The 24,134-nt window shown below is 44.4% G+C and carries 19 protein-coding genes and 1 pseudogene; 4 read left to right on the top strand and 16 right to left on the bottom strand.

Annotated elements, in window-relative coordinates:
• Positions 1-126: 126 nt before the first annotated feature.
• Positions 127-858: a helix-turn-helix domain-containing protein gene (locus P7F88_RS15055; protein WP_277826009.1), complete on the top strand. Its 732-nt coding sequence runs from the start codon at positions 127-129 to the stop codon at positions 856-858.
• Positions 859-1,286: 428 nt separating this feature from the next.
• Complete coding sequence (locus tag P7F88_RS15050; protein WP_422128551.1) at positions 1,287-2,975, top strand: AMP-binding protein; 1,689 nt, start codon at positions 1,287-1,289, stop codon at positions 2,973-2,975.
• A 50-nt stretch (positions 2,976-3,025) separates the two neighbouring features.
• Here the strand turns inward: P7F88_RS15050 and pgpA are convergent, their stop codons facing one another.
• The 14 genes from pgpA to P7F88_RS14980 all read right to left on the bottom strand — a co-directional run bounded on the left by pgpA (position 3,026) and on the right by P7F88_RS14980 (position 15,573).
• Positions 3,026-3,535 (bottom strand): phosphatidylglycerophosphatase A, encoded by a 510-nt coding sequence (pgpA, locus tag P7F88_RS15045; protein WP_277826008.1) that lies wholly within the window; start codon positions 3,533-3,535, stop codon positions 3,026-3,028.
• Positions 3,536-3,538: 3 nt separating this feature from the next.
• Positions 3,539-4,516, bottom strand: a complete 978-nt coding sequence (gene thiL, locus P7F88_RS15040) for a thiamine-phosphate kinase (RefSeq protein WP_277826006.1) — start codon at positions 4,514-4,516, stop codon at positions 3,539-3,541.
• A gap of 281 nt (positions 4,517-4,797) precedes the next feature.
• Positions 4,798-5,265 carry a transcription antitermination factor NusB gene (gene nusB, locus P7F88_RS15035; protein ID WP_277826004.1) on the bottom strand — a complete coding sequence of 156 codons (468 nt, stop codon included), beginning with the start codon at positions 5,263-5,265 and terminating at the stop codon, positions 4,798-4,800.
• Positions 5,265-5,735, bottom strand: coding sequence for a 6,7-dimethyl-8-ribityllumazine synthase (ribH, locus tag P7F88_RS15030; protein ID WP_277826002.1), 471 nt, complete (start codon positions 5,733-5,735; stop codon positions 5,265-5,267). The genes nusB and ribH overlap by 1 nt, the downstream gene beginning before the upstream one ends.
• A gap of 239 nt (positions 5,736-5,974) precedes the next feature.
• A complete protein-coding gene (gene ribBA, locus P7F88_RS15025; RefSeq protein ID WP_277826000.1) occupies positions 5,975-7,084 on the bottom strand; it encodes a bifunctional 3,4-dihydroxy-2-butanone-4-phosphate synthase/GTP cyclohydrolase II in 1,110 nt (369 codons plus the stop codon).
• A gap of 51 nt (positions 7,085-7,135) precedes the next feature.
• Positions 7,136-7,795: a riboflavin synthase gene (locus P7F88_RS15020; protein ID WP_277825998.1), complete on the bottom strand. Its 660-nt coding sequence runs from the start codon at positions 7,793-7,795 to the stop codon at positions 7,136-7,138.
• A 22-nt stretch (positions 7,796-7,817) separates the two neighbouring features.
• Positions 7,818-8,915 carry a bifunctional diaminohydroxyphosphoribosylaminopyrimidine deaminase/5-amino-6-(5-phosphoribosylamino)uracil reductase RibD gene (gene ribD, locus P7F88_RS15015; RefSeq protein ID WP_277825996.1) on the bottom strand — a complete coding sequence of 366 codons (1,098 nt, stop codon included), beginning with the start codon at positions 8,913-8,915 and terminating at the stop codon, positions 7,818-7,820.
• Between the two features lie 8 nt (positions 8,916-8,923).
• The gene (nrdR, locus tag P7F88_RS15010; protein ID WP_277825995.1) at positions 8,924-9,373 is read right to left on the bottom strand and encodes a transcriptional regulator NrdR; all 450 of its coding nucleotides are present in this window, start codon (positions 9,371-9,373) and stop codon (positions 8,924-8,926) included.
• A gap of 16 nt (positions 9,374-9,389) precedes the next feature.
• Positions 9,390-10,640, bottom strand: a complete 1,251-nt coding sequence (locus P7F88_RS15005) for a glutamate-5-semialdehyde dehydrogenase (protein WP_277825994.1) — start codon at positions 10,638-10,640, stop codon at positions 9,390-9,392.
• Positions 10,641-10,649: 9 nt separating this feature from the next.
• Complete coding sequence (gene proB / locus P7F88_RS15000) at positions 10,650-11,762, bottom strand: glutamate 5-kinase (protein ID WP_277825993.1); 1,113 nt, start codon at positions 11,760-11,762, stop codon at positions 10,650-10,652.
• Between the two features lie 131 nt (positions 11,763-11,893).
• A complete protein-coding gene (crl, locus tag P7F88_RS14995; protein WP_277825992.1) occupies positions 11,894-12,283 on the bottom strand; it encodes a sigma factor-binding protein Crl in 390 nt (129 codons plus the stop codon).
• A 91-nt stretch (positions 12,284-12,374) separates the two neighbouring features.
• Positions 12,375-13,616: an esterase FrsA gene (frsA, locus tag P7F88_RS14990; RefSeq protein ID WP_277825991.1), complete on the bottom strand. Its 1,242-nt coding sequence runs from the start codon at positions 13,614-13,616 to the stop codon at positions 12,375-12,377.
• Between the two features lie 96 nt (positions 13,617-13,712).
• A complete protein-coding gene (gpt, locus tag P7F88_RS14985; protein ID WP_277825990.1) occupies positions 13,713-14,171 on the bottom strand; it encodes a xanthine phosphoribosyltransferase in 459 nt (152 codons plus the stop codon).
• Positions 14,172-14,283: 112 nt separating this feature from the next.
• On the bottom strand, positions 14,284-15,573 hold the full coding sequence (locus P7F88_RS14980) for an NCS2 family permease (RefSeq protein WP_277825989.1): 1,290 nt from the start codon (positions 15,571-15,573) through the stop codon (positions 14,284-14,286).
• A gap of 949 nt (positions 15,574-16,522) precedes the next feature.
• Here P7F88_RS14980 and P7F88_RS14975 point away from each other — a divergent pair.
• Both P7F88_RS14975 and P7F88_RS14970 read left to right on the top strand, forming a co-directional pair.
• A complete protein-coding gene (locus tag P7F88_RS14975; RefSeq protein ID WP_277825988.1) occupies positions 16,523-17,992 on the top strand; it encodes an aminoacyl-histidine dipeptidase in 1,470 nt (489 codons plus the stop codon).
• Between the two features lie 203 nt (positions 17,993-18,195).
• Positions 18,196-19,416, top strand: a complete 1,221-nt coding sequence (locus P7F88_RS14970; protein WP_277825987.1) for a M20/M25/M40 family metallo-hydrolase — start codon at positions 18,196-18,198, stop codon at positions 19,414-19,416.
• A 190-nt stretch (positions 19,417-19,606) separates the two neighbouring features.
• Here P7F88_RS14970 and P7F88_RS14965 read toward each other — a convergent pair.
• Positions 19,607-19,837: pseudogene (locus P7F88_RS14965) on the bottom strand (DUF3622 domain-containing protein); the annotation flags it as partial.
• A gap of 271 nt (positions 19,838-20,108) precedes the next feature.
• Complete coding sequence (purL, locus tag P7F88_RS14960; RefSeq protein WP_277825985.1) at positions 20,109-24,002, bottom strand: phosphoribosylformylglycinamidine synthase; 3,894 nt, start codon at positions 24,000-24,002, stop codon at positions 20,109-20,111.
• Positions 24,003-24,134: the final 132 nt, after the last annotated feature.

Genomic DNA, 24,134 nt, shown 5'->3' with positions numbered 1-24,134 from the left:
TTTCGGTTAGGACTTTTTTATACTTGCATTGTACTTTTTTAAGATTATGCTTATATAAAAGAATAAAAATATTAATAAGATCAACGTCAGTTAAATCAATTAGTTAAGATTAAGGTTGATAATACGATGATCTGTTATTGGATTGGTAGCTCATTTAATGCCATCCCCGATGAAATAAAGGGTTACTTATCAAGTAAATTTGAAATTGTTGATTGTGGGAACGATTTTTCTGCAATCACGCAAAAAAATGTAACGTTTGCAATATTCTGTCTCAAAAAAGAGAATGAGAGCATTTTTAATATTTGTATTCAGGTGTGCAAAAATTTAGATATAAAGCTCATAACACTTATTTCTAATGGACACAGACCGAGTAACAAACAAACAGAACTCATTTATAATCAAATAGATATAAACAAAAGCAATGCAAAAAAAGACTTAAGTATAACGCTCAAGCAATTATTTGAAAAACCAGAATTTAACAAAAATTTAACATTTGAAACATATTTAAAACAAAGCTTGTTTGAAAGTGGAAGCAAGATCGATATATATCGCATTTTGGACTTTATCGATGCCAATATAGAGCAATCAATAAAAGAAGCGGACGTAGCGAAAACCTACGGTTATTCAGCACCTTATTTTTCAAAAATCTTTAAAAAAACAGTTGGAATCAGCTTTAGGGATTACGTTACCAGTAAAAGGATAAAAAAAGCCAAATCCTTACTAGTAGAAAGCCCTGACGAAAAAACCGCGTCGATAGCTTATCAATGTGGGTACAATGATGTTTCCTATTTTTCAAGAATCTTTAAAAAGAAAACCGGGCTAACGCCTATTGAATATAGAAAAAGTCACCAGCACTGATTAATTGAAGCATTAATTATGCTCTCTTAGATTCTAGTTTATCATTTGTCTCTATTAATTAGAGTTAATATTCAAAATTAACGAACCCAGTTTTTATTATTAACCCACTATTTATGGGGACAGGATCTAATTTATGCATGAATAATATAGAACTAAAACATTAAAAACTTTGATCTTCTGCTCAAAAATTAAATATGGAAATTATTCTATCTATGAATTCAATAATTAGCTTTATCAATTAATCTAAATTTGAAGCAGCATTCTTAACTATAAGAAACAACAAGCAAGCATTTAGACTTTGAGCTGAAGATCCCCCCATTCAAACATCTGTTTTAACTTTTTCATTTACACGACCCAAAACACAACATATTATTAACATTAACTTAACACAATAAGAATAAGTGAAACTAACGGAGAGAATGATGGTTATGCCTATGCCAGTAGAAGCCCTGCAGGACGCAACATGCACAATTCCACCACCAAACGAAATGATCCTTAAGTGGGCGGAAGAGCGCCCCGCTTCCGTTTACCTGAAACAGATTATTAACCGAGAATTTGTTGAGTACACTTATTCCGATGTTGCCGACATGGCATTGAAGATGGTGTCTGCTCTTCGGGCACAAGGGTTAAACCCTGGTGATAAGGTTGCACTTATCTCAAAGAACTGTGCTGAGTGGTTTATCTGTGATCTTGCGATGATGCTGGGTGACTATATTAGTGTGCCTATCTTCCCTACCGCTGGTGCAGAAACCATTGAATACTGTTTAACTCATAGTGAAAGTAAAGCGCTATTTGTAGGAAAGCTGGATGATTCTGCTGCCGTTCAGGAGGTAATGAATAACCAACCGGACTGTATCACCATTTCACTTCCTTATGACAGCGCTCCACCTTGTAAGCTGTCATTTACCAAACTGGTAGAGTCTCATCAGCCAAGTACCGAGAGACCGCAGCATTACGATGACAAACTGATGTCCATTGTTTATACCTCTGGCACATCGGGAGTCCCAAAAGGTGCAATGTTGACTTACGGTGCCTTTAGCTGGTCGACACAGAAGCTGATAGAGCACATTGGTATAGAAGAAGGCGATCGTCTGTTCTCTTACCTGCCGCTGGCACATATCACTGAGCGGGTGTATGTTTTCGGCTCATCCATTATGGGAGGGGTGACCACGGCATTCCCTGAATCCCTTGATACCTTTATTGAAGATGTGAAAATGCACCGCCCTACCCTGTTTATATCGGTGCCTCGACTCTGGGCGCTTTTCCAGCAACGTATTCTGGACAAGATGCCGCAGAAAAAGTTGAACTTCCTGCTTAAGATTCCTTTTGTGAACAATATCGTGAAGAAAAAGATAGCGGATGGTCTTGGGCTTGATCAGGGGCGTGTCCTTGGTTGTGGCTCTGCTCCGGTATCACCAGCCTTGCTTGAATGGTACCACTCCATCGGCCTGAATATCACCGAAGCCTGGGGGATGACAGAGTCATTCGCTTACAGCACGTTAAACTACCCATTCAGAGCCGATAAGATAGGTTCTGTAGGTAATGCAGGGCCTGGTATTGAGCTAAAAATTGCGGATGATGAGGAGATCATGGTTCGCAGTAAAGGACTATTCTCTGGTTACTACAAAAACCCGGAAGAAACTAAAGAAGCATTTGGCTCAGAAGGCTGGCTGCATACAGGAGATATCGGCTTCATCGATGACGAGGGGTATCTTTCAATTCAGGGACGTAAAAAAGACACCTTTAAAACAGCTAAAGGTAAGTTCGTTGCACCTGTTCCAATCGAAAAGAAACTGTATGAGTACACTCGTGTAGAGATGATGTGTCTGGTGGGCTTAGGCATGCCTGCACCGATTCTTCTTGCTGTACCGCATGCATTTCCTAACTTCGACAAAGAACGCTACGAAAGGCGTGCTACGCGCGTAATTAAGCGTATGAACCAGGAGCTTGAATCACACGAGAAGATAAAAGGCGTGTTAATGATTAAAGAGCCGTGGAGTGTCGAGAATGGCATTCTGACTCCGACTCTAAAAATCAAACGTCACCTGCTAGAGAAAAAATACCACGATGTTGGCGTAAACTGGCCTTCCGATAAAATTGTGGTTTGGGAAGAGTAAATCAGGCCTCGCTCCCACGGTCCTCCGTGGGAGCGCTTGAGTTTTATAAGCTAGGCGACCATCCAGTCAAAATAAACACAACAAATATACAACCCCACCGCAGCTATGATGCCCGCTACGATATCATCAATCATGATACCTAGTCCGCCGTGCATTCTTTTATCCAGCCAGCCGATCGGCCATGGTTTTACCATATCGAAGAAACGGAATAACACAAAACCAGTCAGAACAATTTTCCAGTCAAATACAGGTAAACCAAACAGAGGGACCACCAGCATAGTAATCCAGAATCCGGCAAACTCATCCCAAACGATAGAACCGTGATCGTGGACCTGCATATCATCTGAAGTGATCTGGCAAATCTTGATGCCGATAAGACAAGCAAACAGAGTTATCAGCACATAAACCACCAGCGGTGTTTGCGCTAACAGAAAATAAAAAGGAACTGCGGCCAATGTCCCCATGGTGCCCGGTACTACAGGAGAAAGGCCACTTCCGAATCCCATTGCCAAAAGATGCCATGGATTAGAAAGAGAAATACGATCCAGAGGGTTTGTCATTGATTAATCCTGGGTAGTGTTAAAGTGATCAAATCCTGAAAGAGCCCAGTCTACAGGCTGACCATCACGAAGCAATTCAAAGGTGCCAGAAGGGCGAATCTGACCAATACAGGTTACCTCTGTTCCGATATGAGCAAGTGCGCTATCAATGCTACCTTTGTGCTCTTCCGGCACAGTAAAACAAAGCTCATACTCCTCACCACTAGTCAGTGCGTACTGCAGAGCCAGATCGCGATCATCACAAAAGTCTATCAGCTCGCTGGACATCGGCAGTGAGCTAACATCAATGCTTGCACCAACATCAGAACGTTTAAGAATATGCTGCAAATCGGAAACCAGTCCATCTGAGATATCAATACAGGACGAAGCGATATTCAACAGAGCCTGCCCTGCCACCACCCTTGGTGTTGTTAGGTAGTGCCTTTTTTCCATCTCTAGGGCAAACGGCTTGCTTCGTTCAGCATCTCCAATAATCACATCCAGACCGGCTATACTGTCTCCAAGCGTCCCGGTTACATAGATCCAATCACCGGGGTTAGCGCCACTACGCAATAAAGCCCTGTTTTCAGGAATAAAGCCCTGAACGGTAAGAGTAATACTCAAAGGGCCTTTAGTTGTATCACCACCAATAAGCTGAACACTAAAGTAATCGGCTAAATCGAAAAAGGAGTCACAGAAAGGCTTTAACCACTCTTCATCTGGTTCTGGCATTGTGATCGCCAGTGATACCCAGGCAGGAGTTGCTCCCATAGCCGCAAGGTCACTAAGGTTGGCTGTTAGTGCTTTGTGGGCAACCCATGCTGGGTTTGCGTCTTGCAAAAAGTGAGTTCCTGCCACCAGCGTATCGGTACTAATAGCGATCCGAACATGTTCCGGAGCCTGCACAATGGCGCAGTCATCCCCCAAAGAAAGTTGAACATCTTTGCGTTGGGACTGACGGTTTGAGAAGTATTTGTCGATAAGACTGAATTCGCCTGACATTGAGAGATAAGATCCTTGTTTATGGGATGGCGTAAATTATACCAGTTAGTTCAGCAGTATGTTTACCGGGATATTCTTTATATCACCGAACCAAATTGGCTTACTGGATATGCTTGATTCCATTGAACCGCTTTAAGCACGCTATTCGCTAGGATTCAGCTTGTATTGTTAGCATGTTCATTCCATCAAGCATAACCAGCAATCCAGTTATCAATTACTAAGTGAATAGACACAAAAAAGGCCAGCATATGCCGACCTCTTCTCTATTAATCACCTAAGACTTACTTTTTACGTACGTGTGGTGCTGCTTTATCAAGTACACCGTTCACGAACTTGTGGCTGTCTTCCGCTGCGAATATTTTTGCAAGTTCAATCGCTTCGTTAATTACCACTTTGTAAGGGACATCTTCACGACGAGTCATTTCGTACATCGCTAGTCTAAGAAGTGCCAGCTCCATCATGTCTAAATCCTGCATAGGACGAGACAAGTAAGGGCGAAGTTTGCTGTCCAGATCAGTGTGAGCTAGAACCACACCACTTAACAGGTCGCGAAAGTACTCTACGTCAGTTTCAGGCGCTTTTAGTGCAGGCTCAGAAGAACGATGTTCTTCTTCGTCATACTTATCACCAGATAAGAACTGCTCTTCAACAGTGGCAACATTTTCTTTAGTAATCTGCCAAGAATAAATAGCTTGCAGAGCAAACTGACGTGCATTACGACGTGCGGCTGGTTTCACACTGGCCCCCATTAGGAATCAATTTCAGATAAAACGTTGATCATTTCTAGTGCGCTTAGTGCAGCCTCTGCACCTTTATTACCAGCCTTGGTTCCTGCGCGCTCAATAGCTTGATCAATTGTGTCTACAGTCAGTACACCAAACGCAACTGGAAGACTATATTCCAGAGACACTTGTGCAAGACCTTTGTTACATTCACTACATACATAGTCAAAGTGTGGTGTACCACCACGGATTACAGTACCCAAAGAAACGATCGCATCAAACTTACCAGTTTTAGCAACACGCTGAGCAACCAGTGGAAGTTCAACTGCACCCGGGCAACGAACAACTGTGATGTTTTCGTCACTAACCTGTCCGTGACGCTTTAAAGTATCGATAGCACCAGATAGCAGACTTTCGTTAATAAAGCTGTTAAAACGAGAAATAACGATAGCAATTTTTGCATTTGGAGCTGGGAATCCACCCTCGATCACTTTCATAAGCCTTCCTTTAACTATTTTCGTCAAGTGAGAATCGCCGGATTCTAGCACAGTTTTGTGAGCAAGATCTATGAGAAATTTAGGTGGTGAATAAGAGTTTTAGATACCAACTTCTAGTTCCCACGCTCCTGCGTGGGAATTCATATAAAAGTTAAGGTACACGTAGTTTCTACGTTAGATATGCATTCCCACGGGGGACCGTGGGAACGAGGATATTAACTATCTAGGAAGCGATTTACTTACTCACAAACATACTCAGTCACTTCAAGGCCAAAGCCGCCAAGTGCGTGGTATTTCTTATCTGTAGAAGAAAGAAGCTTCATTTTGTGAACACCAATATCAGCCAGAATCTGGGAACCCACACCTACGCGACGGGAAGTACCCTGCTTCTTCGCCATTGTTGGCGCTTCACCTTTATCCTGAGCCTCAAATGCTTTCACTCTGTGAGTCAGCAATTCTGTTGATTCTTCATGACCAAGAATCACTAAAACACCGCCCTCTTCATTGATACGCTTCATCGCACTATCCAGTGTCCAGCTACGATCCGCATTACGGTTAGAGCGAAGCACATCGGTAAACACATCCTGAAGATGAACACGTACCAGACATGGCTCTTCCGTTACCTCTCCTTTACGAAGTGCATAATGGATTTCATTGTCGATAGTGTCGCGGTAGGTAATCAGGTCAAACTCACCAAACTCTGTTGGCAGTTTACATTCTGCTACTCGTTCAATGGTGGTCTCGGTGTTGTTACGATATTCGATCAAGTCTGCGATAGTGCCAAGCTTAATACCGTGCTTCTCGGCAAAGATTTCAAGATCTGGACGACGCGCCATAGTGCCATCTTCATTCAGGATCTCAACAATAACAGAAGCAGGCTCCAGGCCAGCTAAACGAGCTAAATCACAGCCCGCTTCAGTGTGTCCTGCACGAGTCAGTACGCCACCATCTTGAGCGGTAAGCGGGAATATATGACCTGGCTGAACCAAATCAGCCGCTTTTGCATCTTTGGCAACAGCCGCTTGTACAGTAACAGCTCTGTCCGCAGCCGAAATACCGGTTGTAACACCTTCAGCGGCTTCAATTGAAACGGTAAACGCTGTTGTGTATTGAGCGTTGTTGTCCTGAACCATTGGTGGCAAGCCCAAATTCTCACATCGCTCTTTAGTCATTGTAAGGCATATCAGACCACGGCCATGAGTTGCCATAAAGTTGATAGCCTCTGGCGTAACGTGCTCAGCCGCCATAATGATATCGCCTTCGTTCTCGCGATCCTCATCATCCATAAGGATCACCATTTTTCCAAGGCGAATATCTTCGATAATTTCCTGTGAAGTGCTAATAGGCATTGTTGTTATTTCCTTTTTGTACGCCCTATGTATACAGGCTGTGTTATTGGGTTAGGCAAAACCGTTTTTCTGTAAAAAATCCATTGTAATCCTGGACTCTGGAAGCTCTCTTTCCGTTCTGTTAGCCAACAGCAGTCGCTCCATATAACGAGCTAAAACATCTACTTCCAGATTTACTTTTCTTCCAACGTTAAAGTTGTCGATGGTTGTCTCTTCTGTTGTATGAGGAACAATCGTCAGCTTGAAAGAGTTCTTACGCAAGTCATTCACTGTTAGGCTGATGCCATCGACAGTTACAGAGCCTTTTGGGGCGACATAACGCATAAGGTCGGAAGGCATTTCTACCCAGAATTCGATAGCACGACCAACCTGGTTTCTCTCTACAATCGTGCCAACACCGTCAACGTGACCAGAAACGATATGTCCGCCAAATCGGGTCGTTGGCAACATCGCTTTTTCAAGATTAACTTTATCCCCCACGGAATACTGTGCAAAACCTGTTTTGTTTAGCGTTTCCAGTGAAAGGTCAGCGGTATAGCTGTTTTCGGTGTATGAGGTAACCGTCAGACAAACGCCATTAGTCGCAATACTATCGCCAAGATTCACATCTGACATGTCCAGCTTTCCGGATTCGACTGTGATTGAAATGTCTTCGCCTTTAGGTGTAATTGCAGTAAGCGTTCCGACTGCTTCGATAATTCCAGTAAACATAGCTCGTCTTTGTTTATTTAACTTATTTGATATTAGCAATAACTCTGATATCTGGCCCAACCATCCTGATATCTTTGATCTCCAGATCAATTGTTTCGTTCATTTCTGTAAGCCCGGTCATATTTACAAGGCTACGGGAGTCAGCACCCATAACTTTAGGAGCCTGATACAAAATTAGCTCATCAACCAGATTTTGCTGAATGAGTGATGCAGCTAATGTGGCACCCGCTTCAACCCAGATATGATTGATATTAAACTCTTTCGCTAGTTGGCAAAGAGCCCGCTCCAAATCTAGGTTTCCATCCGTATCCAAAGAAACTTGAATATCGGCTGAAGAATCAGAAGACAGCCTAATGATCTCGCCACCAGCCTGAAAAAGTGCCAACTCTGGTGTAAGCTGGTTTTGACGATCAAGAATCACTCTTGCTGGTTGTCTTAGTTCACTCTCAGGGTAATGGCTCTTTAGAGATGCTGGTAGCTCATCCATTCTCACTGTAAGTGATGCGTTATCTTCAATAACTGTTTTGCTGGTAGACAGGATAGCTCCTGACTGAGCTCGGAATCGCTGCACATCTTGTCTGGCTTCCGGAGAAGTAATCCACTTACTGACACCATTTGATAAAGCGGTTTTCCCGTCAAGGCTGGAGGCTAGCTTTAACTGAACAAATGGCATTCCGGTACGCATTTTCTTTAAAAATGCAGGATTAAGGGCATTCGCCTCTGCTTCCAGTAAACCGACATCCACCTCGATACCCGCTTCGCGTAGCATATTCACGCCACGCCCAGCTACTTGAGGATTTGGATCCTGCATAGCACAAACTACCCGGGATACTTTTGCTTTAATTAAAGCTTCTGCGCAAGGTGGGGTTCTGCCAAAATGAGAACAAGGCTCTAATGTCACATAAGCGGTCGCGCCTTCAGCATTGCTGCCTGCGGCCCGCAGCGCATGGACTTCAGCATGAGGTTCGCCAGCACGGTAGTGAAAGCCTTCTCCAATCATTTTGCCATCTTTGATAATGACACAGCCGACATTTGGATTAGGGTGAGTGGTATAGATGCCCCCTTTTGCTAACTGAATAGCGCGGGACATCATTTCAAAATCAAGCTTACTAAATGGCATTAGGTGTCTTAATCCTCTAGTTTAGCGATCTCTTCACCAAACTCCCGGATATCTTCAAAACTGCGATATACCGAAGCGAAACGAATATAAGCGACTTTATCCAGCTCTTTTAGCTGATCCATCACTAAATTGCCGATCATTTCACTTGGGACTTCACGTTCACCTGTTGCTCGTAACTGAGACTTGATGGTGCTGATCGCAAGCTCTATCGCATCTGCGCTAACTGGTCTTTTCTCCAGAGCGCGCTGTACTCCGCCTACCATCTTATCTTCGTTAAATGGTTCGCGATTACCATTAGACTTAATCACCTTTGGCATCACCAGTTCAGCGGTTTCGAAAGTGGTAAATCGCTCGTTGCACGCCAGACACTGACGGCGGCGTCTTACCTGGTGACCATCTGCCACCAGACGAGAATCAATCACTTTTGTGTCGTTTTCCGAGCAAAATGGGCAGTGCATATAGCCTCCAAATAATTTAAGCTCTTGGCAGGTAGTTTGCTTTACCCACCCACTTATAGCTGGTTAGCTCTTCCAGCCCCATAGGGCCGCGAGCATGAAGCTTTTGAGTAGACACAGCTACTTCAGCCCCCAGGCCAAACTGAGCACCATCTGTGAATCGTGTTGATGCGTTTACATAAACCGCAGCTGAACCCACAGAGTTGATAAACAGCTCTGCATTTTCAAGGCTGTCTGTCATGATCGCATCAGAATGGCTCGCATTGTGAACTCGCATGTGATCTATTGCTTCTTTCACATCTGCTACCACTTTAACGCCAAGGGTATAGCTTAGCCATTCTGTATCGAAATCACCCTCGGCTACATCACGAATTTCAGCAGCGTTAGCCATAAGCGCTTTCGCCTTTGGCTCTACAACAAAAGTAACCTGACCATTTAAGCGCTCAACCAGCTTTGGTAGAAAATCTGCCGCTACTTTTTCATGAACAAGAAGCGTATCAAGAGAGTTACACGCCGATGGACGCTGAACCTTAGAGTTCTCGACCACATCAACAGATTTATCCAGCTCTGCACTTTCATCAACAAACACATGGCTGATACCAAATCCACCAATGATCACCGGAATCGTACTGTTCTCTTTACACATCTTGTGCAGGCCAGCACCACCACGAGGGATAATCATATCAACATAATCATCCAGCTTAAGTAGCTGACTAACCAATTCACGATCTGGCTTCTCGATGTATTGTACCGAAGCCGCTGGCAGGCCAGCCTTTTCAAGTGCTGTCTGGATTACTTTAACCAGCTCCATATTAGAGAAGAAGGTCTCTTTACCGCCACGAAGAATACTGGCGTTACCTGTTTTAAGGCAAAGAGCCGCAATATCGATGGTTACGTTCGGACGAGCTTCGTAGATAACGCCAACCACACCAAGTGGTACACGACGACGCGAAAGTGCCATGCCATTCTCAAGCACTTTACTATCGATTTCGCTACCAACAGGGTCGTTCAGGCTGATTACATTGCGCACGTCGTTCGCAATGCCAGTTAAACGCTTTTCGTCCAGCAATAGTCGATCCAGAAGTGCTTCGGTCAAACCCGCTTCACGACCTTTATCAATATCTTTAGCGTTTGCAGCCAGAATAGTGTCCGCGTTCGCTTCCAGTTCGTCAGCAATAATCTGCAGAGCTCTGTTCTTCTGAGCAGTCGATGCAGTCGCTAGATGAAAAGCCGCTTCTTTAGCAGCCTTTCCCATTGTAATCAGTTCCATATTGCTTCCTTATTCTTGTATTACAACCAGATCATCGCGATGTATAACTTCCGAACCGTATTCGTACCCCAAAATGGAGCCAATATCTTTACTGTGTTTTCCGATGATCTTTGTTAAATCTTCACTTGAGTAGCTTGAGATGCCTTTAGCGACAAGCTCTCCTTGCTCTGTTCTTACTCGAGCCACTTCGCCACGAGCAAAGGAACCGGTAACCTTGGTTACCCCTTTTGCCAATAAGCTACTGCCACGCTCTACTACAGCCTTTGCTGCTCCACTATCAATCACGATATCCCCAGAAGCCGAAGGACCAGCAAGAATCCAGCGTTTTCTATTCTCCAGAGCCTCAGGAAGAGGCAGGAATCGAGTACCATGTGGTTGATCGCTCAGCGACTCAAAAATAACGTCTTCTGCACTACCCGCTGCAATAATAACTTCGATACCGGCTCTTCTGGCAATATCTGCAGCCTGTAGTTTAGTTGCCATACCACCAGTACCAAGAGAGGTTCCACTCCCGCCAGCGATCTTCCTTAAAGTTTCGTCGATAGTAGAAACTTCGCGAATCAACTCTGCATCAGGATCTTTTCTTGGATCGGCAGTAAATAGGCCAGGCTGATCAGTCAGCAACAGCAACTTATCAGCGCCACACAAAATGCCAACCAGAGCAGAAAGGTTGTCATTGTCACCGACCTTGATCTCAGAAGTCGCAACCGCATCATTTTCGTTTACAACTGGAATAATACCGTTGTCTAAAAGCGTGTTGATGGTATCTCTCGCGTTTAGAAAACGCTCACGATCTTCCAGATCCGCTCTGGTAAGCAGCATCTGACCAATCTTAAGACCATAGATTGCGAACAGAGATTCCCAAACCTGAATCAATTGGCTCTGCCCTACAGCAGCAAGCAGTTGTTTACTCGACATAGTATTGGGAAGTGCGGGGTAATCTAAGTGCTCTCTTCCCGCAGCAATTGCGCCAGAAGAAACCATTACAACGCAATGGCCCTGTTTTCTTAGATTTGCACACTGACGCACCAGCTCAACCATATGAGCTTTATCCAGTGCTAATGTGCCGCCCGTCAGAACGCTTGTACCAAGCTTCACCACAACGGTTTTTGGCTGTGTCACTTTCTCACCCTTTACTTATATTCAAGTAATCAAAATTGATGTTACGTTTTAACAAGCATCCGGGGTTTACACAAGAAGAAAAGGCGCATAAACGCGCCTTTTTAAAGAATTGAATTGATAAGCTCTGTTAATCAGACAAATTCTTCTGATTCCGGATGTAACTCAAACCCAAGATCGAAACGATCTTTCAGTGCAGCAGTCAGCTTTTTCACAAACTCCTGCTGAGTGCGAGTTACTTCAGCACTGGCGTTAGCCGGGATATCCGTTTTTTCCCATACACCTTCCAGGTTATAGATTCCGGTTTTAAAACAGGCGATGTACCTGGAGTCTGTCACCGTAAGTTCCATCCACCATCCCCAGAACTCTCTCTCTTCCGGAGACTTTTTGTCATCAACACAAGCTGATAGGCAATCAAACAGATAGCTGTCTTCACTTGAATCCGGTTCTCTCAAATACGGGCCAATGGCCTTTAGTGCCGATAATAATCTGTAGTGTGTAGGGCTAGCAGCAACTTCCGTCATGATGTTGAATCTCCGTTTCAATTTTAATAATTAGCTCAGTAAGCGAACGATATACGGGGATTCCATATTTAACTAAATTAGAAAAAAGTCATTAAATTAGTTCGTCTTCAAGCCAGTTTATTGCTAAATCAAGAGATTGCTCATATCCATAAGATATTGAGCGGGATGAAATCTGCTTAGCCTTACCGCCTATACTGAAAAGCGCAGCCAGCTTATTGTCCGAATATGGTGATACTGGGTCCCCCTCCAGAGAAACCGCTAAAATAGGTACTTTGGTTTTTCTGCTGGACAAAAAGCCCTGCACTTTAAGGGACCAGGCCGCCATTTGGCCAGCTAGACTATTGATATCGACCGCTGTTTTACCTAGCCTTGAAGAGAGAATATCCAGATACATTTTAGACATACTTTTCATCTTTTCCGGTGACGAAAAAGTAGCGTGCAGCGGTGCCCCAAGTGCCACGCAAGCTTTAATTCGGTCTTGCTCTAAGAAAGAAAGGCGAACCATTGCATTACCACCAAAACGATATCCTATCAGGCCCACCTTAAAATGATCGACCCATGGGATATTTGGCAGTTCATCTAACAGAGCTTTATGCAGACAACTGGAATCTTCGGTTAGCTGCCACTGGCTGCTCGCACCAATGGATGGCATATCCAACGTGATCATCGCGATCTCTTTTGGTGCCAGATAATCTCTGAAAATCCGGTACATATCTGACTGAAGACTATCCAACCCCGTAGCCAGAATAACAACTGGTAACTGACGCTCTGTATGAGGCAAATGCAGATTAGCCGATATCTTTTTGCCCTGATAAGGGATCGAAAGCTGACGCATTTCATATCGGCTGTGCTTCATTGATTCTTCAAATGCTGTTGTTGCAAGGCTTTGTGCCTGAAGTGCCAGATTGTCGCCTCTCAGGTGAGGGTATCCCGCAAGGCTAAAGCAGAGGCTTGCAGTATAAAGTTCATCAGCCGCCGCATCGCCTTCCAGATCAGCAGCCTTTTTCTGATGTTCCATCCCCAGGGCAGTCCACTCATAGGCCCAGTTACCTGAGTGGTAACCCATCACTGTATCCAGCCAGTCGTCTGAAGTTCTTGAATGCTCAGACGAGGCAATTTTTGCCAGAACCCTCTCCTGCTCTATGGGATCAATACCTTGCCAGATCCACTGATAGCGCCGTATGTTACGATACCAGCGGTAACCCTCTCTAATTTGCTTCTCATCCAGAAACTCTTTACTGCTGGGCATATAGTTGGTGAGACCTGATGTCTCCTTTGCTTGTTTGTGCTTAACAAAAAGTGTTTCTGATAGGTTTTTTATTTTATCTGACATCAGCGATTCTACGTTTTACTGGCAACTGACTAAATCATATAAAAAAGTGGCCCAATACAGGGCCACTTTTCAAGAAAACAGTAAAAACTAAGCTAATTATTGCTTACAGATAGGATCCACGTACGCAATTTCCGTATCCCACGGCTGCTCAATCCATGTATCTTGAGGGATGTCTACAATATATTCATCGACCAGATCAGCTCCCGCAGGTTTAGCGCAAACTGTTATCAGCTTGCCTTTAGGATACATTTCACGAAGCTTACGAGCGGTATCACCACTGTCCACCAGGTCGTCGACAATCAGGAAGCCTTCGCCATCGCCTTCAACCGCTTTTACAACTTTCATATCGCGCTGATGATCGTGATCGTAACTAGAGATACAGACCGTATCAACGTATCGAATACCCAATTCACGCGCCAAAATAGCAGCAGGAACCAGTCCACCACGGCTTACACCGATGATACCTTTCCACTGCTCAGCCGGCATCTGTTTTTCAGCTAGTTGACGACAATACATCTGCATATTGTCCCAGGTGATGATGAATTTTTTAGTCATAATTATTAACCTGTTACGATCGAAATTGATTGGTATATATTCTTATACAACAAAGCGTGCTGACCCTTAGATCAGCACGCTTTTGTTTAATTTTTTATTTGTTAAAGTTCGATTAAGCAAAAATAAACTTAAGAACAAAAACAGCAGCCAGAACCCAAACACTAACTGGAACATCACGGCCTTTACCACTTAAACCTTTGATTGCCGCGTAAGCGATGAAACCAAGAGCAATACCATCAGCGATAGAGTAAGTAAGTGGCATAAGAAGACAGACAACTACAGTTGGAGCTGCTTCAGTAAGGTCACGCCAGTCGATAGAAACCAGACCAGACATCATAAGAATCGCAACGTAAAACAGTGCGCCTGATGTTGCATATGCTGGAATCATACCTGCAAGTGGCGAGAAGAATAATGCAAGCAGGAACAAAATGCCAACAACAACTGCTGTTAAACCTGTACGACCACCAGCAGAAACACCAGAAACACTCTCGATGTAAGAGGTAGTATTTGATGTACCAAGTAGAGCACCTACAGACGTAGCTGTAGAGTCAGCTAAAAGTGCACGGTTTAGACGAGGCAGTTTTCCATCTTCTTTAATCAGGTTAGCTTTAGTTGCTACACCTACAAGCGTTCCTGCTGTATCAAACAAGTCAACGAAAAGGAATGCAAATACAACTGAAATCATGCCCACTTCAAATACACCAGAAAGGTCAAGCTGCATAAATGTAGGAGCAATGCTTGGTGGTGTAGACATGATGCCACCGTACTGTACGTCACCGAAAGCAACACCCAGTGCAGTTACAACAAGGATTGCGATCATAACCGCAGCTTTAAGACCACGATGCACAAGCGCAATAGTCAGGAAGAATCCAAACGCAGCAAGAGCAGCTTTAAGTGACGTTACATCACCAAGAGAAACCAGAGTCGCAGGGTTATCACCTACAATTCCTGCACCCTGAAGTGCAATAAACGCAAGAAACAAACCGATACCCGCAGAGATACCAGTACGCAGAGACATTGGGATTGCATTGATGATCCACTCACGAATCTTGAATACACTAAGAAGGATAAACAACACACCAGATACGAATACCGCGCCCAGAGCTACCTGCCATGTGTGTCCCATGCCAAGAACTACAGAATAAGTAAAGAATGCGTTCAGACCCATGCCTGGAGCCTGAGCAATCGGGTAGTTAGCAACAATACCCATGATGAAACATCCGATAGCAGCAGCAAGACAGGTTGCAACAAAGATTGCTCCTTTGTCCATGCCAGTAGCAGATAGGATCGCAGGGTTTACAAAAATGATGTAAGCCATTGTCAAAAAGGTGGTAACACCTGCGATAACTTCGGTGCGAACATCGGTTTTGTTCTCACTTAATTTAAATAATTTCTCCAACATGGTGATTGGTCCCTAAAATGTATAAATAAAAAGGTAAACGTTTGCGTAATCGATTGGCGCGAATTATAAAGTTATCAAAAACCAATTTCTAGAAAAATTTTTGGTGTTAGTGGCCTTTTCTTATCTATTTAATATTACTGGTTGATCGATATTATAAAAATTAGAAATCAAAGTTTTGATAATTAAGAAATAATAATCAATCCCCTCAAGCGTTCTATACGTGTTTAAGATAATCATAACCACAATTTTGGTATCAGATATCGCAAAGAAAAACATACCTAAGTTTTATAAAACACCCTTCGCTTATTCTATTCTGTTTCTAGCAGATAAAAACCAACCATTATGTAATGGATTACATTTTCAGATATAAAAAAACGCTGCCAAATTTGACAGCGTTATAAAGAAAGAATCTTTAAAAAGTAAAAAAATTTCAAATCAATAGGGGCGAACATTAAGTTCAGTTACATAATTCTGGCTACCTTAGTAACCAAAGTATGTTGGGTAACGAAACCCGTGAGCAACAACATCTCTGTTAAACCACAAGCTTCTGTAAACTAATTTATTCATATTTATCACCTTTTCAAATAGTTAATACTTTTCGTTAGTATCTCAGTTCCATGGAGGCGATAATCGGACTCATCCTTTGAGCATTTTCTCTTCAACTCTGAAGTTGATGCCAATATATCAAACTGAAATAAAATTACAAGCAAAAAGAGATATTAATCACATTTTCTGTAAACAATCTTAAAATTTGTAATTTAATTACATTTTCATTAATGACAGCTTTGTGTGATTATGCGGCGCCAGTATACACATCCCTCTTCTGTCCGCTTGCTTGCAGTGGTATGATTTCGAAACTTTTTTATTGGTCAGAGTTACCATCAATTGTTCGACAAAATATGGCATGAACAATCAATAACTCTGACTTATTCGGTTTAAGGAGTTATCTGTGTCCCAATATCATTCCGAAATCAGCAATCTAGCCCCAAAGACGCTTTGGCAGTTCTTTGACAAGATTTGCTCAATCCCTCACCCATCTAAGCATGAAGAAGCATTAGCTAAGTACATTGTTGAGTGGGCTGAAGATAAAGGACTCGACGTTCGCAGGGACCAAACAGGCAACGTATTTATTAAGAAGCCGGCAACAGAAGGCATGGAAGATCGTAAGGGCGTGGTACTTCAGGCGCATATCGATATGGTTCCGCAGAAGAATGAAGAGACAAATCACGACTTTCTTACAGACCCAATCCAGCCATATATTGATGGTGAGTGGGTAACCGCAAAAGGCACCACTCTTGGTGCAGACAATGGTATTGGCATGGCTTCATGTCTGGCGGTATTAGATTCTGATGATATCAAACACGGCCCACTTGAAGTACTTCTGACTATCGACGAAGAAGCTGGTATGACTGGCGCATTTGGACTGGAAGAAGGCTGGTTAGAAGGCGATATCCTGCTTAATACTGATTCCGAACAGGAAGGTGAAGTATACATGGGTTGTGCCGGTGGTATCGACGCGTCACTTACATTTGATATCAAGCGTGAAGAACTACCAGAAGGCTATGTTACCCGCCAACTTACCCTTAAAGGCTTAAAAGGTGGTCACTCCGGTTGCGACATCCATACTGGTCGCGGTAATGCGAACAAACTTCTTGCTCGGTTCCTTGCTGGTCATGCCGATGAACTGGAGCTAAAACTGATCGATTTCCGCGGTGGCAGCCTGCGCAATGCAATTCCTCGTGAAGCTTTTGCTGTCGTCGCGGTGCCTATGGTAAATGAAGGTCGCTTAAACGAGCTATTCACATACTACACAAGCCTACTAAGCAAAGAACTTGGTAAAGTAGAGACCGATATTCTTTCTCTTTATGAGGTGGTTGATGAAACTGCACAACCTTTCAGAAAGAAAGAGCAGAAGCGCTTTATTTCAGCATTAAACGCTTGCCCTAATGGCGTTATCCGTATGAGTGATGATATTCAGGGTGTTGTTGAAACATCTCTAAATGTGGGTGTAATAACTACTGAAGAAGACAAAGTAACTGTTCTTTGCTTAATCCGCTCTCTGATTGACTCAGGCAGACAGCAGGTAGAAAGCATGCTGCAATCCGTAGCAGATTTAGCCAAGGCTTCTGCAGAGTTCTCCGGTGCCTACCCTGGCTGGAAGCCAGATGCAGATTCAGAAATCATGGCAACATTCCGCGATGTCTATGAAGGAATCTACGGCAACAAGCCAAATATCATGGTAATCCATGCTGGCCTAGAGTGTGGTTTGTTCAAAGAACCGTATCCTAAGATGGATATGCTTTCTTTTGGTCCGACAATCAAGTTCCCTCACTCGCCAGATGAAAAAGTGAAGATTGATACCGTTGCACTATTCTGGGAACAGATGGTCGCAATCCTGGAAAACATTCCAACAAAATAATTAAATAATTTTCTATATGCCTTCCGTTCATGGAAGGCATTAGTTTAATGGCAAAGTTCGTCATCCCTGCGAAGGCAGGGATCTAATATATTGATTTGTTTAGATTCCCGCCAAGGCGCACGGCTAGTGCGGGAATGACGACGTTAAAAGTTTGATGCCTTCTGATTATGGAAGGCATTTTTTTATTTTTATAAGAGTCACATATGAGTTCAGAAAACAATAAAACACAGGCATGGCAACAGCCAATGCCTCAAGCTCAGTTCGAGTTTATGTCTAAGGTTCTAGCTGCACCGTCTCCAATCGGTTTCGAAGCTGCTATGACCTATGGTGTTATCAAGCCAGAATTCGAGTCCTTTATGCCTAAGGGCTGGGGCGTTCACCAGTTCAAAGGTAATGCTGGTTTAGTCTTTGATTCCCATCCTGGTCGCGATGATCTGGTCAGCGTAATGATCGTTGGTCATGCCGACAAAATCCGCATGCAGGTTCGTAAGATCGATAACGATGGTAAAGTATGGATCAACACAGATTCGTTCCTGCCGACCACACTGATCGGCCATGAAGTACAGGTGTTCTGCCAGAATCCGGAACAACCTGGTCGTTACAAGATGATCGAAGGCTGCACCGTTGAAGCTCTTGGTGCAATCCACTTCTCGACTCAAAAGCAACGCTCAGGCGATCAGGGGATTAAACCTGAGTCAATCTACCTTGAGCTTCACACTCACGGTGAAGAGCGTAAGAAACAAGTAGAAGCCCTTGGTCTGCGCGCAGGCGACCCTATCCTTCTTAACCGTCCAATTAAACGTGGCGTATCACCAGATACTTTCTATGGCGCTTATCTTGATAACGGCCTGGGTTGTTTCTCTGTTACAGAAGTTGCTCGTATTCTGGCTGATGAAGGTCTAGAGAACGTTCGCGTTCTTTATACTGTTGCTACACATGAAGAGATTGGCCGCTTTGGTTCTACTCAGGTTGTTGGTGAACTAAAACCTGACGTTCTAGTTGCTACAGACGTTAATCACGACTACGAAGCAGCTCCGGGAATTGGCAGCCGTAATATGAACCAATTGAAAATGGGTGATGGCTTTACCATTGGCCGAGGTTCAGTAACTTCAGAGTACCTGGTTCATGAAATGGAAGCGGTATGTCGTGAAAAAGAGATTCCATATCAGCTGGACTTCTCTGGCCGCGATATGGGTACGGACGGTATGGCGGCAGCGCTTGCCGGTGTTGATAGTGCAGCAATTTCTATTGGCTACCCTATCCGTAATATGCATACCTCTTCTGAGTCTGCACATACAGGTGATCTGTTGGCTTCCATCCACGCAATCACTGAGCTGCTACGTCATTTCAATAACCTGAATGATGGTAAAGGCATTACACGCGATGATCTGATGAATAGTCATATTCGTTTGGATCAGATGTAAACCCGTATCAAAAAGGGCTAACACTCCGTTAGCCCTCTCTTAGAGAAACACCTCTTTGTAACGTCATTCCTGCGAAGGCAGGAATCTAATCAGTTGATGCACACTAGATCCCCGCCTACGCGAGGATGACACCTGTAGCTTTATCTAACGTCAGAAAGGTTCTACTCCATCAACAGTCGGCCAGAAATTACTCTTCCTTAGCCTTACGCCCTTCGCTTTTACGTTTATTACGCTCTGATTGAAGTGCGATAAATGCAGGTAGTTCTTTCTCTGCCCATGCAATAGCTTCAGCTTCCGTTTCAAAGCCCATTTGTCTCTTAGAAACTACTGTACGTCTGGCTGATACCTGACGAATAATTTCTGCCGCCCAGCCACTTCGTTTTTCAACAACTTTATAGCTAAACTTTTTACTATTGCTCATCTGATTTTCCTGTAACTATCAATTCGCGCGCATTAGAACACATTAAAGATAAAATTCATACCAAAGCTATACACTCCCACGCAGGAGCATGGGAGCGAGAACCAACAAAAACGCGAGCATCGATAGCTCGCGTTTTTAAACTTAAATTAATTTACCTACAACTTAATGTCGGTTTACAGCAAGTGAGAGGCTCTAGGTCAAGGAAAAGGCGCGGAGTTTACGATAGTAAATGAGCACCTTTGACGCAGAGATAGAGTCTCTCACGCAGCTATTAACCGATATTAACTCTAGCGTTGCGGAACATCCTCATCCATGGAGAATCTTCACCCCATGAATCCGGCGCCCACGAGTTTGCAACTGTACGGAACACACGCTCTGGGTGTGGCATCATAATGGTTACACGGCCATCAGTTGTTGTCAGACCGGTAATCGCATTTGGTGAACCGTTCGGGTTGTTCGGGTACTGCTGAGTTGCATTACCAAAGTTATCTACATAACGAACTGCTACTGTGCCTGAGTTTTCAATCGCATTCAGGTGCGCTTCATCGCGAACTTCTACGCGGCCTTCACCGTGAGATACTGCGATTGGCATGCGTGAACCTTCCATACCAGAGAAGAACAGAGAGTCAGACTTCTGAACTTCAACCAGGCTGAAGCGAGCTTCAAAACGCTCTGATTCGTTACGTACGAAGCGTGGCCACAGGTCTGCACCCGGAATAAGCTCGTGCAGGTTAGACAGCATCTGACAACCGTTACAAACACCAAGTGCTAGCGTATCTTCACGCTTGAAGAAGCCTTCAAACTGGTCGCGAGCCTGCTGGTTGAACAGGATAGACTTAGCCCAACCTTCACCCGCCCCAAGTACGTCACCGTAAGAGAAGCCACCACAAGCAACCAGACCTTTGTACTCATCAAGCACAGCCTGACCTGTCAGGATATCGCTCATGTGGATATCGATAGCTTCGAAGCCAGCGCGGTCAAACGCCGCTGCCATTTCAACGTGAGAGTTTACACCCTGCTCTCGCAGAATCGCCATCTTAGGCTTAGCACCTTTCAGGATGTATGGCGCAGCTACATCTTCCTGCACATCAAACGTTAGGTTAACGTTCAGGCCAGGGTCGTTGTCGTCCGCTTTTGCTGCAAATTCCTGATCCGCACACTTCGGATTATCACGTAGTGCCTGCATCTTATGGGTTGTTTCAGCCCAGATTGTACGAAGCTCTGTACGGCTGCGCTCAACGATAACTTTATCTTCTTTAGATAGAGTTATCTTATCCGACTGCTCTACTTCACCAATTACGTGGCTGCACTCTGCAAGACCGTAGTTAGCAAGAGTAGCTAGTACCGCATCCAGATCTTCATTCAGAACCTGAACTACTGCTCCCAGCTCTTCGTTGAACAGCACTGACAACTCATCTTCACCAAGGTCAGATATATCTGCTTTCACACCACAGTGACCGGCGAACGCCATCTCTGCAAGAGTAACGAACAGACCACCGTCACCTTTATCGTGGTAAGCAACCAGTTTGTCATCATTAACCAGTGCCTGCATTGCATCGTAGAAACCTTTTAGTTGCTCAGCGTTATCAACGTCTGCTGGCTTGTCACCAAGCTGCTTGTACACCTGAGCAAGTGCTGTTGCACCCATACGGTTTTTACCGTTACCAAGGTCAACAAGAACAAGGCTTGATTCACCTTTATCAGTGCGTAGCTGAGGTGTTACTGTGCGGCGAACATCTTCAACACGGGCAAATGCAGTGATGATTAGCGATAGCGGAGAAGTCACTTCCTTCTGCTCGCCATTCTCTTCCCACTTGGTCTTCATAGACATTGAGTCTTTACCAACAGGAATTGTCAGACCAAGAGCAGGACATAGCTCTTCACCAACCGCTTTAACAGCTTCGTAAAGACCAGCATCTTCACCAGGGTGACCCGCTGGAGACATCCAGTTAGCAGACAGTTTAATATGCTTGATATCACCGATATGTGTCGCTGCGATGTTAGTTAGTGATTCACCAACAGCAAGACGAGCAGATGCAGCGAAGTCAAGAAGTGCTACAGGTGTTCTTTCACCCATAGACATCGCTTCACCGTGGTAAGTGTCGTAACTTGCCGCAGTCACGGCACAGTTAGCAACAGGAACCTGCCATGGACCAACCATCTGATCGCGAGCAACTAGCCCCGTTACACTGCGGTCACCGATTGTGATAAGGAAAGTTTTCTCTGCAACAGCTGGCAGACGAAGTACTCGATCAACCGCTTCATCAAGCTCAACAGTTGTAGTGTCAAACGCTGGGCTTTCCGCTTTCTGAGATTTCACATCACGATGCATCTTAGGTGTTTTACCCAAAAGAATATCCATCGGCATATCGATAGGTGTATTGTCGAAATGTGAATCTTCCAGAGTCAGGTGACGCTCTTCAGTAGCGATACCTACAACCGCATATGGTGTTCTTTCTCGCTTACAGATAGCATCAAATGTTGCCATCTCTTCCTGACCTACAGCCAGAACGTAACGTTCCTGTGATTCGTTACACCAGATCTCAAGCGGGCTCATTCCCGGCTCATCGTTTGGTACATCACGTAGCTGGAACTTACCGCCACGCTCACCATCATCAACCAGCTCAGGTAGTGCGTTAGAGATACCACCTGCACCCACATCGTGGATAAATGCGATTGGGTTGTCTTCGCCCAGTTGCCAGCAGCGGTCGATAACTTCCTGACAACGACGCTCCATCTCTGGGTTTTCACGCTGTACCGATGCAAAATCAAGATCTTCCGCTGACTGACCAGATGCCATTGAAGAAGCGGCACCACCACCAAGGCCGATGTTCATTGCCGGACCACCCAGTACGATGATATTCGCACCTACAGGGATTTCGCGCTTCTGAACATGTTCGTCACGGATGTTACCCATACCACCAGCGATCATAATTGGCTTGTGGTAACCACGTACCTCTTCACCAGCGTGAGAGCTTACTTTTTCTTCGTAAGTACGGAAGTAACCCAGCAGGTTAGGACGACCAAATTCGTTGTTAAATGCCGCGCCACCTAGTGGGCCTTCAAGCATGATGTCCAGTGCATTTACGATGCGACCTGGCTTACCGAAATCTGTTTCCCAAGGCTGAACGAAGTTAGGAATCTTAAGGTTAGATACAGTGAAACCAACAAGACCTGCTTTTGGTTTACCACCAATACCAGTTGCGCCTTCATCACGAATTTCACCGCCAGAACCTGTAGAAGCACCCGGCCATGGAGAGATCGCGGTTGGGTGGTTGTGAGTTTCCACCTTCATCAGAATGTGTGCATCTTCCTGATGGTAATCGTACTGGCGCGATTCAGGGTTAGGGAAGAAACGACCTACTTTGGAGCCAGTCATTACCGCTGCGTTGTCTTTATATGCAGACAGCACATGGTCACTAGTTGTCTCAAAAGTGTTTTTGATCATCTTGAACAGAGATTTTTCCTGTTCAACACCATCGATTGTCCAGTCTGCGTTGAAGATCTTATGACGACAGTGCTCTGAGTTCGCCTGCGCAAACATCATTAGCTCGATGTCATTAGGGTTACGACCTAGCTTAGTAAAGTTCTCTACCAGGTAGTCAATTTCATCTTCTGCTAGAGCAAGACCCAAAGATACGTTTGCTTCTTCCAGAGCCTTGCGACCACCAACAAGAATATCTACAGCCTGTACCGGAGCAGGTTCAGCAACGGTAAACAGTGCCTGTGCTGATTCCATCTCTGAATATACAGTTTCCATCATGCGGTCATGAATCAGAGACTTCAGAACCTGAACCTGTTCTTCTGTAAGCTCTTGCGCAACTTCTACAAAGTAAGCAGTACCGCGTTCAAGGCGTTTTACCTTAGTCAGACCACAGTTGTTTGCGATGTCTGTAGATTTAGAAGACCATGGGGAAATCGTGCCAGGACGAGGCGTCACCAAAAGTAGAAGACCTTCTGGTTCATGCTCCTGGATAGTTGGACCGTAGGTCAAAAGCTTTTTCAGCTTATCAAGCTCGGAGGAATCTAACGCTGATTCTACATCAGCAAAGTGCATGAATTCAGCGTAAATACCAGTGATTGGTAACGCGTTTTCACGACACAGTTCCAACAGTTTGTTAACTCGAAACTCAGAAAGAGCTGGGGAGCCGCGGAGTATTTCCATGTGCTTAGGTCTCTTATATGCAGTGGATTAAGTGGTATTGGAATAAATTCAATAAGTTACGACAAATACTAAACTTACACCAATTTCACCTGCTCATTTGCGGGCGTATTATAGAGTATTTTTTTGTGACGT

Origin of the sequence: Vibrio hannami, assembly GCF_029589055.1 — a bacterium.
In the GTDB taxonomy this organism is placed as follows: Bacteria; Pseudomonadota; Gammaproteobacteria; order Enterobacterales; family Vibrionaceae; genus Vibrio; species Vibrio hannami.
This window is presented reverse-complemented; position numbering and strand designations above follow the sequence as displayed.

Excerpts from the sequence above, each read along its gene's own strand:
- P7F88_RS15055 (WP_277826009.1), top strand. The coding sequence starts at position 127 with ATGATCTGTTATTGGATTGGTAGCTCATTTAATGCCATCCCCGATGAA.
- P7F88_RS15050 (WP_422128551.1), top strand. The coding sequence starts at position 1,287 with ATGCCTATGCCAGTAGAAGCCCTGCAGGACGCAACATGCACAATTCCA.
- pgpA (WP_277826008.1), bottom strand. The coding sequence starts at position 3,535 with ATGACAAACCCTCTGGATCGTATTTCTCTTTCTAATCCATGGCATCTT.
- thiL (WP_277826006.1), bottom strand. The coding sequence starts at position 4,516 with ATGTCAGGCGAATTCAGTCTTATCGACAAATACTTCTCAAACCGTCAG.
- nusB (WP_277826004.1), bottom strand. The coding sequence starts at position 5,265 with ATGGGGGCCAGTGTGAAACCAGCCGCACGTCGTAATGCACGTCAGTTT.
- ribH (WP_277826002.1), bottom strand. The coding sequence starts at position 5,735 with ATGAAAGTGATCGAGGGTGGATTCCCAGCTCCAAATGCAAAAATTGCT.
- ribBA (WP_277826000.1), bottom strand. The coding sequence starts at position 7,084 with ATGCCTATTAGCACTTCACAGGAAATTATCGAAGATATTCGCCTTGGA.
- P7F88_RS15020 (WP_277825998.1), bottom strand. The coding sequence starts at position 7,795 with ATGTTTACTGGAATTATCGAAGCAGTCGGAACGCTTACTGCAATTACA.
- ribD (WP_277825996.1), bottom strand. The coding sequence starts at position 8,915 with ATGCCATTTAGTAAGCTTGATTTTGAAATGATGTCCCGCGCTATTCAG.
- nrdR (WP_277825995.1), bottom strand. The coding sequence starts at position 9,373 with ATGCACTGCCCATTTTGCTCGGAAAACGACACAAAAGTGATTGATTCT.
- P7F88_RS15005 (WP_277825994.1), bottom strand. The coding sequence starts at position 10,640 with ATGGAACTGATTACAATGGGAAAGGCTGCTAAAGAAGCGGCTTTTCAT.
- crl (WP_277825992.1), bottom strand. The coding sequence starts at position 12,283 with ATGACGGAAGTTGCTGCTAGCCCTACACACTACAGATTATTATCGGCA.
- frsA (WP_277825991.1), bottom strand. The coding sequence starts at position 13,616 with ATGTCAGATAAAATAAAAAACCTATCAGAAACACTTTTTGTTAAGCAC.
- gpt (WP_277825990.1), bottom strand. The coding sequence starts at position 14,171 with ATGACTAAAAAATTCATCATCACCTGGGACAATATGCAGATGTATTGT.
- P7F88_RS14980 (WP_277825989.1), bottom strand. The coding sequence starts at position 15,573 with ATGTTGGAGAAATTATTTAAATTAAGTGAGAACAAAACCGATGTTCGC.
- P7F88_RS14970 (WP_277825987.1), top strand. The coding sequence starts at position 18,196 with ATGAGTTCAGAAAACAATAAAACACAGGCATGGCAACAGCCAATGCCT.
- purL (WP_277825985.1), bottom strand. The coding sequence starts at position 24,002 with ATGGAAATACTCCGCGGCTCCCCAGCTCTTTCTGAGTTTCGAGTTAAC.